Source organism: Holophagales bacterium (assembly GCA_016699405.1).
Taxonomy (GTDB): domain Bacteria; phylum Acidobacteriota; class Thermoanaerobaculia; order Multivoradales; family JAGPDF01; genus JAAYLR01.
On the sequence record CP064972.1, the window covers coordinates 751,508 to 763,922 of the forward strand.

Annotated in this window: 8 protein-coding genes; 4 read left to right on the forward strand and 4 right to left on the reverse strand. The window is 70.9% G+C overall.

Annotated elements, in window-relative coordinates; genetic code table 11:
• Positions 1-103 precede the first annotated feature (103 nt).
• The gene (locus IPJ17_03150) at positions 104-3,067 is read left to right on the forward strand and encodes a serine/threonine protein kinase (GenBank protein ID QQR74603.1); all 2,964 of its coding nucleotides are present in this window, start codon (positions 104-106) and stop codon (positions 3,065-3,067) included.
• A gap of 56 nt (positions 3,068-3,123) precedes the next feature.
• Here the strand turns inward: IPJ17_03150 and IPJ17_03155 are convergent, their stop codons facing one another.
• The gene (locus IPJ17_03155; GenBank protein QQR74604.1) at positions 3,124-3,786 is read right to left on the reverse strand and encodes an NAD(P)H-binding protein; all 663 of its coding nucleotides are present in this window, start codon (positions 3,784-3,786) and stop codon (positions 3,124-3,126) included.
• Positions 3,787-3,912: 126 nt separating this feature from the next.
• Here IPJ17_03155 and guaA point away from each other — a divergent pair, with 126 nt between their 5' ends.
• A complete protein-coding gene (gene guaA, locus IPJ17_03160; GenBank protein ID QQR74605.1) occupies positions 3,913-5,742 on the forward strand; it encodes a glutamine-hydrolyzing GMP synthase in 1,830 nt (609 codons plus the stop codon).
• Positions 5,743-5,781: 39 nt separating this feature from the next.
• Here guaA and IPJ17_03165 read toward each other — a convergent pair whose 3' ends face one another.
• Positions 5,782-7,383 (reverse strand): hypothetical protein, encoded by a 1,602-nt coding sequence (locus tag IPJ17_03165; protein QQR74606.1) that lies wholly within the window; start codon positions 7,381-7,383, stop codon positions 5,782-5,784.
• A gap of 389 nt (positions 7,384-7,772) precedes the next feature.
• On the opposite strand from IPJ17_03165, the gene IPJ17_03170 reads away from it, so the two are divergent.
• Positions 7,773-9,497, forward strand: coding sequence for a right-handed parallel beta-helix repeat-containing protein (locus IPJ17_03170; GenBank protein QQR74607.1), 1,725 nt, complete (start codon positions 7,773-7,775; stop codon positions 9,495-9,497).
• 200 nt (positions 9,498-9,697) lie between these two features.
• A complete protein-coding gene (locus IPJ17_03175; GenBank protein QQR74608.1) occupies positions 9,698-10,258 on the forward strand; it encodes a hypothetical protein in 561 nt (186 codons plus the stop codon).
• A gap of 129 nt (positions 10,259-10,387) precedes the next feature.
• Here the strand turns inward: IPJ17_03175 and IPJ17_03180 are convergent, their stop codons facing one another.
• Together IPJ17_03180 and IPJ17_03185 are read right to left on the reverse strand one after the other, a co-directional pair.
• Positions 10,388-11,707: a DUF4010 domain-containing protein gene (locus IPJ17_03180; GenBank protein QQR74609.1), complete on the reverse strand. Its 1,320-nt coding sequence runs from the start codon at positions 11,705-11,707 to the stop codon at positions 10,388-10,390.
• A gap of 58 nt (positions 11,708-11,765) precedes the next feature.
• Positions 11,766-12,404, reverse strand: coding sequence for a hypothetical protein (locus IPJ17_03185; GenBank protein QQR74610.1), 639 nt, complete (start codon positions 12,402-12,404; stop codon positions 11,766-11,768).
• Positions 12,405-12,415: the final 11 nt, after the last annotated feature.

Here is a 12,415-nt window from a genome sequence, read left to right on the forward strand (position 1 = left end):
CCGACCTCCAGCAGACGACCCGGCCGTGCGCCGACGGTCCGGGCGACGGGTGGCGACTGCATTCGTCGCACGGTCGCCGGCGCGCTCGCCTGAAGAGTGGCGCATGACGCCGCAGCGCCACGCCCGGCTGCGCGAGCTCTTCCATCGCGCGATCGAAAGCCCGGAGGCCGAGCGCGCAGCGCTGTTGGCCGCGCTCGAGATCGACGATGCGGACCTGGCGGGCGACCTCGCCGCCCTGCTCGCCGAGGCGGGAACCGAGTCCGGCCACGACCTCCCCGCCGTTCCACCAGCCGGCGTCGCGGTACCGAGCCCCTGGCCCACGCAGCTCGGTCGCTGGCGGATCCTCGGCGAGCTGGGGCGCGGTGGCATGGGCTGGGTGCTGCTCGCCGAGCGCGCCGACGGCGCCTACGACCAGCGCGCCGCGGTCAAGATCCTCGACCCGCTGCGGCTCGGGAGCCGCGAGGTCGCCGGACGCCTTCTCGCCGAGCGACGGCTGCTCGCCCGCCTCGTCCATCCGTCGATCGCCCGTCTGCTCGACGGCGGGACGGCACCCGGCGGCGAGCCCTTCTTCGTCATGGAGCTCGTCGAGGGCCAACGGATCGACGAGTACGTCGCTGCCCACCGCCTCGACCTCGCGACGACCCTGCGGCTCTTCCTCGACGTCTGCGCGGCGGTGGAGTACGCGCACCGCAACCTGATCGTCCACCGTGACCTCAAGCCGAGCAACGTCCTGGTCACCGCCGACGGCGTGCCGAAGCTCCTCGACTTCGGCATCGCCAAGCTCCTCGACCCGGCGCTCGATCCGGAGGCCGCTGTCGAGACGCGGCACGGCCATTCGCCGATGACCATCCGCTACGCCGCTCCCGAACAGGTGCGCGGCGAACCAGTCACCGTCGCCACCGACGTCTACGCCCTCGGTGTGCTGCTCTACGAGCTGCTTACCGGCACCTCGCCTTACGGGGAGGATTCGCGAACCCTGCCGGCGCTGCTGCGCGCGGTCTGTGAACGCGAGCCCCTGCCGCCTTCGACGGTCGATCTCACCCTGCCGGTGCTCACCGCGTCGGCGGCCGCGATGGGCAAGGAGCGTGGCCGCCCGCGGCGCCGGCGCGCCCTGCGCGGCGACGTCGACGCCATCGTCCTCAAGGCGCTGCGCAAGGAGCCGGCCGAGCGCTACGGCTCGGTCGCCGAGCTCGCCGACGATCTGCGGCGCCACCTCGACGGGCGTCCCGTCCTCGCGCGGCGAGGCTCGCGGCTCTACCGCACCGCCAAATTCGTGCGGCGCAACCGCTGGCCGCTGGCCACCGGCACCGCCGCCCTCGTGCTGCTCTCGTTCTACTTCGTCGAGCGCGAGCGCCAGTTGCGCGAGGTCGCCCGCGAGCGCGACAAGGCGCGCGAGGTCACCGAGACGATGGTCGGCCTCTTCGAGCTCTCCGACCCGAGCGAGGCGCGCGGCACCGCCTTCACCGTCCGCGAGGCGCTCGACCGCGGCGCCGAGCGGATCGACCGCGAGCTCGCCGGGCAGCCCGAGGTCCGCGCCACGCTGCTCGAGACGATGGGCCGGGTCTACCACAACCTCGGCCTCTACGCCCGCGGGCGCACGCTGCTCGAGAAGGCCACGGCGCTCTCCCGCACCTTCGCCGCTCCGGGCGACCTCTCGTCGACACTGCTCTTCCTCGCCCGCGCGGAACAGACGGCGGGCGACCTTCCGGCCGCCGAGAAGACCTTCACCGAGGCGCTCGGCGAGGCGAAGCGGGCGCGAGATCCCGTGCGCGAAGCACACGTGCTGGCCGAGCTCGCGCGGCTGCGCAGCGACCAAGGCGACTGGAAGGAAGCCGAGCGGCTGCATCGCGAGGCCGATGCGATCTACGAGCGGATGACGGACGCTCTTCCGCTCGATCGCGCCGAGAACCTCTCGAGCCTGGCGCTCGTCGTGCAGGCGCAGGGGAGGCGCGACGGAGCGAAGACCGAGCTCACCGCGGCCGAAGGTTGGCTCAGGAAGGGGCACGACGACGATCCGGTGCGCGAGGCGATGATCGGCGGCGAGCTCGGTGTCGCCTATCGCTGGATCGGCGAGCCGCTTCGTGCCGCCAAGCTCCTCGACACGTCGCTCTCACTCCTCCGCTCGGTGGTGCCCGGCGACCATGTCGAGCTCGCCAATCTGCTCAATAACCGGGCAATGGTCGCCGCCGATCAAGGCGATCTCTCCGCTGCGACCGCAGGATTCGAACAGGCGGCGGCGATGTGGCGACGGTTGATGGGCGACGATCACCCTCGTGTCGCCCTGGCGACGGCGAACCTTGGTGTGCTCTCCCTGCGTCGCGGCGATTGGCGTCGGGCGGCCGATCTCATCGGCCACGCCCTCGAGGTCAGCCGGCGCCGCCTGCCCGCCGACCACCCCGACCTCTGCGTCGATCTCGAGAACCTCGCCGACGCCCGCCTCGAGCTCGGGGACCCGGCGGGCGCCTTCGCCCTGATCGACGAGTCGGAGAAGATCCTCGAGCAGAAGCTCAAGCCGCCCAACGCGTCGCTCGCCCGCATTCTCGCCCGGCGGGCGCGCCACGCCGACCGCGCCGGCCGACTGGCCGAGGCCGACCAGCTTTCTTCCCGCGCGCTGGCCATGTACAGCGAGACGCAGGCCCCGGACTCGCCGGCGATCGCTGCGGCGCGCGGCATCCGAGGCCGCGTCCTGCTTTCGCTGGGGAGGGGGACCGAAGCTCTCCCCCTGCTCGAGGAGGCGCTCGCCAGCCGCCTGCGCGCGCTCGGACCGGACCACTACGAGACCGCCCACGCACGAAGCCTGCTCGGCGGTGCGCTCGTCGCCACCGGGGCGACGGCGCGCGCGGTCCCCGAGCTCGAGAAGGCGCTCGCCGATCTCGAGCAAGCCCTCTTGCCGAGCCACTACGCCGTGGCCGAGACCCGCGCGCGGCTTGCCGACGCCCTGGCGATTCGCGGCGACCGGGCGCGTGCCACGGAGCTGCGCCAGCGTGCGCTCGCCGACCTGCGCGCTTCCTACCCCCACGGCCACCCGCTGATCCCAAAGCTCGAGAAGACGCTCGCCGGCTCCTGAGCGGGTGGCCCACGCCGCGGGAGCGGCGCACGCAGCCGTCCGGGCGGATCGTCGCGCTAGCCCTCGGCCAGGGCGCGGATCCGCTCGGACTCGTGAATCGCCAGACCGCTCGGCGCGGCGCGGGCGACCCGCCGCATCGCCGCGGCCACCGTGCTCGCGGCGATCGGCCGGTAGCGCGCCAGCGGGCCCAGGAAGAGCGGGCCGAGCGGGGCGAAGACGGCGCTGGCCACGCGCTCCCCGACGCGCAGCTCGGCGCGGTCGCCGAGCAGCAGCGAAGGGCGGAAGATCTGGATCGAATCGAAGGCGAGCGCCTCGACCGCCCGCTCCATCTCGCCCTTGACCCGGCTGTAGAAGGTGCGCGATGCCGGGTCGGCACCGAGCGAGCTGACCACCAGGAGCTGGCGCGCCCCCGCCTGCCAGCCCGCCGCGGCGAAGGCGAGGACGGCGTCGTGGTCGACGGCACGGAACGCCGGCTGCGATCCGGCCTTGGCGATCGTCGTCCCGAGAGCGCAGAAGAGGTCGTCGGCGGCGGGCAACGACGGGAGGGCCGCGAAGTCGACGACGAGATGGGTGAGCTTCGCGTGGGTGCGCGGCAGCGGCCGTCGCACGAGGAGCGTCACCGCGCTCCAGCTCTCGTCGGCGAGCAGCTCGTCGACCAGATGGGAGCCGACGAGCCCGCTCGCTCCGGCCACGATGGCTCGCCTGCGATCTGCACTCATCGCCTCTCCTCCCGCCGTTGCGTGAATGGTAAGCGATCAGCGTAGCAGAGGGCCGCTGTCGCGCTCGGGCGATAGGATCGTGACGCACGCCCGGCCCTCCGGGCGTCCACCCCGAAGGAGCACCCCTTGCACCACGACATCATCGCGGTCGTCGACTTCGGCGGCCAGTACGCACACCTGATCGCCACGAAGGTCCGCCGCCTCGGCGTGCGCGCCGAGATCCGCCAACCCGACGACCCGATCGAGCGCTTCGCGCCCTATCGCGGGATCATCCTTTCCGGCAGCCCGTCGCTCTCGTCGCTCGGCGAAGACTCCGACTACACGCGGGCGATCTACGACCTGCCGGTGCCGATCCTCGGCTTCTGTTTCGGTCACCAGGAGATCGCCAAGCACTACGGTGGCGAGGTGGCGCACGGCGGTCGCGAGTGGGGGCCGGCCGAGCTGCGACTGACGCGCCAGCATCCGCTCTTCGCCGGGCTCGGACCGGTCGAGCCGGTCTGGATGAGCCACTACGACTCGGTCGTCGCCCTCGGCCCGGACTTCGAGGAGCTCGGCGCGACCGAGCTGGCTCCCGGTTCACCGGCCCATCGCTTCGCGGCGATCGGCTCCGATCGCCTTCGGCGCTACGGCCTGCAGTTCCACCCGGAGGTCGACGACACGCTGCACGGCGAGGCGATGATCGCCAACTTCGTCTTCGGCATCTGCGGCTGCGAGCGCTCGTGGACGATGGACCAGTTCCTCGAGGAGGAGACGGTCCGTCTGCGCGCCCAGGTCGGCGACCGCTCGGTCTTCCTGCTCGCCTCCGGCGGCGTCGACTCGACGGTCGCCGCCAAGCTGCTCGCCCAGGCGCTCGGCAACGACCGCGTCCGCCTGCTGCACGTCGACAACGGATTGATGCGGCAGGACGAGAGCCACCAGGTCGTCGAGCTGCTCGAGTCGCTCGGCCTCGGGGCCAATCTCTCCTTCATCGACGCGAGCGACACCTTCCTCTCGGCGCTCGAAGGGATCGTCGAGCCGGAGCGCAAGCGCCGGGTGATCGGCGACACCTTCGTCGAGGTCTTCGAGCGCAAGGCACGCCGGCTCGGCATCGAGAGCCACCTGCTCGCCCAGGGGACGATCTACCCCGACACGATCGAGACCGGCGGCACGAAGCGGGCCGACACGATCAAGACGCATCACAACCGGGTGCCGGTGATCGCCGAGATGATCGCCGCCGGGAGGATCGTCGAGCCGCTCGCCGACCTCTACAAGGTCGAGGTCCGCGAGCTCGGGGAGCGGCTGGGGATCCCGCGCGAGGCGCTCTGGCGGCACCCGTTTCCCGGGCCCGGCCTCGGCGTCCGGCTGCTCTGCTCGGACGGCGAGCGGGATCGGTCGCACTTCGAGGAGCTCGAGCCGGCGCTCGCCACGCTGGCGGCGCGGGAAGGGGTGCGAGCGCTTGCCCTGCCGATCCGCTCGGTGGGGGTCAAGGCGGACCTGCGCGCCTACGAGCACCCGGTGCTCCTCGATCTCGGCCCCGAGCAGATCTCGTGGCCGCGCCTGCTGACGCTCGCGGCGGCGATCTATCAGGAGGTGCCGCACGTCAACCGCTGCCTGCGCTGGCTCGGCCCCGGGCGACCGGCGAGCTTCACGCCGCTCGCCGCCACGGTGACCCGCGAACGGCTCGACCTGCTGCGCCACGCCGACGCCATCGTCATGCAGGGGCTGCGACGCCACGGCCTTTACGATGCGATCTGGCAGTGTCCGACCGTCCTCGTGCCACTCGCCGTCGACGGTCGCGGCAGCGAGCTGGTCATCGTCCGGCCGATCCGCTCCGAGCGCGGCATGACGGCCACCCCCGCCGAGCTCCCGCCGGCGCTGCTCGGCGAGCTCGGCGAACGCCTGCTCGCCCTGCCCGCCATCAGCGGCTTCGCCTTCGACCTGACGACCAAGCCGCCGGGGACGATCGAGTGGGAGTGAGGCGCCGGCGGTGGGAGCCCGACCGACGACGCCGGGGCTTCACGGACACACGTGAAGGGCGTCGGTGTCCTGAACCGGTGGGAAGGGAACGCCGCGAGGATGGTCGTACGTCCAGCGTTCACCGGTGACGGTGTCGGTGACCGCCAGGTCGACCCCGACGTCGGTCAGGCCAGCGGCGAAGACCCAGAAGTCGCGGAACTCCGGCAGGTGACAGGCGTCGAGCACCTTGACGACCAGCTCGACGTTTCCCGGCCCGAAGAACCAGAAGCCGCCGGTGTCGCTGGCGATCGGCACGGCGTGACCGAAACCCGGCAGGCCGTGGTGGTCGTTCCAGGTCGCCTCGACTCGGAAGCGGCCACCGGTGAGGCAGAGAGCGGTCTCGGTCGCCACGCAATCGTCGGCCAGCGCCCCGAGATCGGCGTAGATCGCCGACTGGCCGGCTGGCGTCTGCCCACCCCACGCCACGGCCCAGGCGCCACCGGGCTGCATCGCGGCTCCGGGTGAAGCGGAGCCGAGGCCGGCGATCGACGCCGGTAGCGGATTCATCGGGCCGAGGGGGTTCGCACCTCGGCCGAACGCCTGCCACCCCGGCTGGAAGCGACCGGAGGGATCGCCGGGGATCGGCTCGGTCCACGTGACGAGAAACCGCCCGCGTTCGTCGGCCGCGACCGCCGGGAGCGAAGGCTCGAGCCAGGTGGCCAGCGAGCGGATCTCCTGCATGTTGCCGATCGGCAAGCCGTCGAGCAGGCGGCGGGTGCGCAGCGTCACGGCCCGCGTCGTCTCGTCGAGAGCGAACCAGACGGCACGTCCCTCGACGTTGCCGGCGCTCGCTGCGGCAGGGAGACGATCCGACTGCAGCGTTCCATCTTCGAGGCGGACGACTTGCTCGCCCCCCAGCGGATCGCCAAGCGCGTCGAGACGACGGGCCGCGGTAACCGGGAGGAGCGGCGGCTCGCCTTCCCCCGGCGAGGTTCGCACCCAGGTGACGACGAGGCCGTCCGGGCGGCGGGCGAGGGCGGGGTCGACGCGATGGGCCCCATCCGCTGGGGAGAGCGTCGTCGTGGGTCCGCTCGCCGCCCCGGCGGCATCGAGCCTCAACGCGCGGATCGACGCCGGCGCCGAGCCATCGGCGGGCGTGAAGGCGTAGACGAGCAGCCAGCCGCCACCGGGCAGCGCGACGACGTCGTGTCGGCCGATCTCGGTCGGACCGGCGGTCACGAGCGCAGCGGAGCTCCCCGCCGGGGGCGCGCCGCTCGCGGGGAAACGGCGCACGGCGAGGCCCGAGAAGTTGTAGCGCTGCATCCGATAGGCGACGAGCATCGTGCCGTCCGGCGCCACCGCCAGACGCGGAGCGCGCATGGCGAGCGCGATGATCCCCGAGTCGACCAGCTCCTCCGGCCCGCGCGGCGCACCGCTGGCGTCGAGCTGTCGGATCCAGACCTGACCGAGCGAACCGGCGCCGATGGCCTCCCACGCCACGGCCCATCCGCCGTCGGGGAGCGCTGCGACCACGGGAGCGAAGTCCATCCGGTCAGGGGACGTCGTCACGGTGACGGTCGCTCCGCTGGCGACGAGCGGCAGCAGCAAGGCCAGGAACAGCTCGCAGATGATCGGACGCCAGGTGCGGGTTCCGTCGGGCATGAGAGACCTCCGCGGGAGGGTTGGCCGTGAGGCGGCTCCCACTTCTCCTACGCGCGAACGTCGCCGGTCGTCCCGACCGTCCGCAACTCCCCATCGCCGGCCGGTGCCTTCTCGCTCCCTGCGGCGTCGCTCCCCACCGCCCGGCACCTTGCTTGGCTCACCTCCACGACGGGCGCCCCAGTGCGGGTGCGTGACCCAAGGGCGCGGCAGGACGTACGTCCCGGAGCGGATCGAGTGAACACGGTTGGCCCTGGCGTGCGGGACGACCTGCGGACTCGCATCGGTCGTGGCGGACCATCGCCGATCCAGGGGATGGGCTGTGCTACTCTGCGCCGCGAAAATCCGATGGGGCTGGTTGCTGTTTGAGGATCTTCCGGAGGGAGGGGCGCATGTCTTCTGCTCGGTGGGCTCGTCGCATCGGCATCCTCGTCTGCACCTCGCTGCTCCTGATCGCGGTTCCCGCCTCGCTCGAAGCCGCGGTCTTCACAGTCGGCAGCGACGGAGCCTGCAGCTACTCGACGATCACCGCCGCGCTCTTCGCCTCGCTCGCCGCCGGCAACGACGAGATCCGCATCGCGCGCAACCAGACCTACAGCAACGTCTCGCTCCACCTCACCGACTGGAGCTCGGCCACCGTCGGTTCGCTGACGCTGGCCGGCGGCTACGACAACTGCGCGGACGCGACGCCGAGTGGCCTGACGACGCTCACCGGCTCGCTCTCAGCCCCGGTCGTCAAGGTCGACACCTCCTCGCAAGCCGATTCGCTGGTCACCCTCCGCGACCTGATGCTCAACGGCTCCGGGGCGCTCGGGGTGTGGGCCGACGGCGGCGCGCAGGTCACGCTGACGCACGTCACCGTGCAGTCCAACGGCGGCGGCGGCATCGGCGCCTTCAACGGTGCGACCATCCTCGCCGACACCGGGTCGAGCATCGGCCCGAACTCCGGCTCCGGCGTCGCCTGCCTCTCGGGCTCGCACGTCGAGCTCGCCGCAACCGTCGACAACAACATCGCGACGAACGGCGCCGGGATCCTCGCCGGGACCGGATGCACCCTCACCGTCCACGCCGGCGGAGCGATCACCAACAACGACGCCTCGTTCGGCGGCGGCATCCACGCGAGCGGCGGAGCGACGGTGATCGTCGACGGCTCCGATCAGGCGACGCAGTTCGCGACGCAGGTCTCGGGCAACACGGCGACCGACCAGGGCGGTGGCATCTACGCGAGCGGTGCCGGCACGACGGTGACGATCCGCAACGCCCGGGTACGGGTCAACCAGGCCGGGCTCGAAGGGGGTGCGATCTGGGCCGACCAGGGAGCACGGGTCATCGTCGACCGGGTGAGCGGGCGCTGCTACGACCCGGAACGCTGCTCCGACCTGTCGCTCAACCAGGTCACCCAGGCCAATCAGGGGGTGGACGGCGCGGTCGCCTGGGTCGAAAGCGACGCCGACCTCGAGATCTACCAGACCCTGGTCGAAGGAAACTCGATCGACGTCTCCGCCGAGTGGGGAAGCCTGTTCTACGCCTTCGGCGTCGGCTCGACGATCAAGGCCGAGGGGCTGAGCTTCTGGAACAACCAGGGGCCCGACGCCCTCTTCTCCGGCTCGTCTAACGCAGAGATCCACGTCGGCTTCGTCTCGGCCTCCGGCAACTTCTTCGCCAGCGGCACGCTCCCGGCCCGCCCCGTCTTCTTGAGCACGAACGCCACCGCGACGCTCAACTCGAGCATCTTCTACCCGAACTCGGCAGTCCAGGCGATTCTCGGGGCGTCACTCCCCGAGGTCGACTGCCTGATCCTGTCGAACACGACCGGCCTGCCCCCCTCCGCCACCTTCGTCAGCACCGTCGATCCGGCCTTCGTCGATGCCGCGAACGGCAACCTCGCCTTGCGCTCCACCTCCCCGGCGATCGACTACTGCGACACGTTCCTCTACTCGCCGCTGCAGAGCGACCTCGACCTCGAGGCGCGCGGTTATGATGCCGCGAGCAATTCGAACGGAACGCCAGGGCCGAACGGGGGGACCTACGATCTCGGCGCCGACGAGCTGTACCTCTTCTGGGCCGACGGCTACGAGGCGGGGAACACGCTGGCGTGGTCGGCCAGGCTTCCCTGACCGAAGAGCCCTCGCTCGGCGACCGATCCCGACCGGACTCGGCCGGGGGTCGGACGAGGGGCGAGCCGGATGCGGCTCACGACCTCCGCCGCGTCGCGAGAGAAGGCTGAGGGCGCAGGAGAGCTGGCATTCCGGTGTTGCAACGAACGAGGCGGGCAAGACACCGCCGGTGAAGCAGTCCACACTGCCAGGAGACGCCGATGAACCGCGCTGCAGCCGTTGTCCTTCTCGTCGCTTCGTTCCTCGCGGGCGCCGCGCCCGCCTCCGCCACTCGCGTTCGAGTCGTCCACCGTGGACCGCGGGCCACGGTGCGGGTCAGCGTCGGGTTCCCCCTCCACCGGCCGTTGCCGCACGTCGTCGTCCGCCGGCCGGCGGTGACCTTCCGCGTCGCCCCCCGCATCTACCTGCCGCACGTCGCCTTCGGCGCCGTGGTGATCGCGGCGCCGGCAACCGACCGCATCGTCTGGTCGGACGCCGAGTCGCTCGCGCGCGAGGACAACTGGTCGGAGATCGCCATGGACGTCGATCGCCGCGGCGACCGGCTGCTGCTCGACATCACCGAGGGGCCGGCGCAACTGAGCTTTGCCGAGGTGGTCTTCGAGAACGGCGAGACTCAGGTCGTCGACTTCAACGACGGGGTCCAGAAGATCGGCATCTACTCGCTGCTCGACTTCGGCAACGGCCGCAAGGTCGACCACGTCCGTCTCGTCGCCAAGGCGAGCGACAAGGAGACCCGCGTCGCCGTTCGCCTCGTCGGCTGATCCTCGCGGGACGCCGGCTCGACGGTCGAGCCCGGAGAGCCGGCGCCGCCCGCGCGCTCGAGCCGCGCCCCGACAAGGAAGGGACCGTCTCGCGCCACGCGATCGGAACGACGCGCGACGGGGTGAGCGTCAGAGACCGACGAGCGCGTAGAAGAGCGAGAGCACCGCGAGGCCGATCATCCCCGGTGCGGCGAGATGGGCGGTGCGGCGCGAGCCGAAGGCGTAGGTGTAGACCGTCTTCAGCAGGTTGTTGCTGGCGCTGGCGATGACCACCGCCTGGAGGATCTGCGCTTCACCGATACCGTAGCTGCCCTGAAGCAGCGAAACGACGAACGGCGTGATGTCGGAGAAGCCGACGACGAACGACAGCATGCGCAGGCCCATCTCCTTGAACGTCTCGAGGCTGTACTTGGTGGCCAGCGAGACGACGGCGAAGAGCACGGCGAAGAGCAGCGCCGAGTTCAGCTCGAGGGGGTTCTTGCGCAGCTCGGGCTCCTCCGACCCCACCCGGCCCTCGGCCGGCGGCTCTTCCACGGCGCTCTCGCTCGCCGGCACGGCCTCGCGGCGGCGGCGCAGCCAGATGCCGTAGCCCGCCGCCAGGCCGGAAAGAACGAGGAGCGCCGGGCCCACGGCCAGCGCGGAGGAGAAGCGGAAGATCGCGGTGAGCGCCAGCAGGCGCAGGTACATCATCGAGACCGCGAGGAGAATGGCGACCGCGGCCTCGCGGTCGATGCCGGGGAGTGAGCGCGACTTCTTCGACAGCACCAGCACGGTGACCGTGCTCGAGTAGACGCCGCCGATGATGCCGGCGAGCATCAGTCCCTTGTGCGGGAAGAGGTAGGTCTGGAGGACGTAGCCGAGGTAGGAGATCGCCGTGGTGACGACGACGGCCATCCAGATCTGCCGCGGGGTCACCGGCAAGGCGCGGAAGAAGTGCCCGAGCAGATCGTCACCCGCCGGCGCGTCGGGGATCAGCGGCAGGATCACCGCGACGATCGCCAGGAACTTGCAGGCGGTCACCACCTCGCCGGTCTCCAGCCGGTCGGTGAACTGCCGGATGCGCCCCTTCGAGTGCAGCACGAAGAGGATCGAGATGGCGATCAGCACCAGGAACCAGTGCGGTTGCAGGAGCGCGATCGGGCCGGTGGCGTAGGTCAGCAGGGCGATGTGCACCCCGATCAGGCCCGGGCTCTTCTTCTGCCGCACCTTGTTGCTGTAGTAGACGAGCAGGAAGAACGACAGCGCGGCCAGACCGACGAGGAACGCCTGCGGCCCGATCTCCGGCAACTGGAAGAGGATCAGTCCCAGCATGCCGATGAAGACGAAGGTGCGCACCGTCCCGAAGGTGTCGAACTTCCCCTCCCCTTCGTAGTACTCGCGCAGACCGATGCCGATCAGGAAGCTGACCGCCATGGTCAGGAGGAAGGGAGTGACGATCGCCGGTGTCATGGTGCGGATCCGTTCGCGGGTCGGGCCGGACGCCGGCGCGAACGCCGGCGGCAGCGACTCATTCCATCCCGACCACTCGCTTGGCGGCCTTGAGGTAGTTCACGTTCGGCTGCTCGGCGAGGCCCAGCCCGGCGACCACGTCGCGCATCGCCGCGTAGTTCTCGCTCTCGACGCAGGCCGACTCGACCAGCGCGCCGTTGAAGAAGACCTCGGCGTACTCGCAGATCACGCCGTCGATGGTGAAGCCGTAGCGCATCTTCTCGACGAGCACCGGGACGAGGTCGGCATGCTGACGCGCCATGGCGATGAACTCGTCGAGGGTGTACGTCTCGGCCGCGAGCTCCATCGTCACCTGGAGGTGCGAGAGGATCGTCGCCAGCTCCTCGCGCCGGACCGGGAACTGGAACTTGCCGCGCGGCTGGAAGATCTCGTAGCCCTCCGGCGTCTCGCCGGTCTTGGTCTTGATGTCGAGCAGCCCGTCACGCACCTTGACGTTCGCCTCGTTCGTCCGGCGCGAGAGGAAGTAGGTCTCGGCCGGCATCTTGCGTGCCTGGAAGAGGACGGTCTTGCCGTTCCACAGGCGTGACTTCACGCTGTCGATGATGCCGCGCCCGAAGACGCGGAACTCGGCGCGAGGGACGATCTTGGCCGCCTCCTCGGCGGTGGTGGCGACGTTCTTGGCGAGCGGATCGGACATGAAAAGGCTCC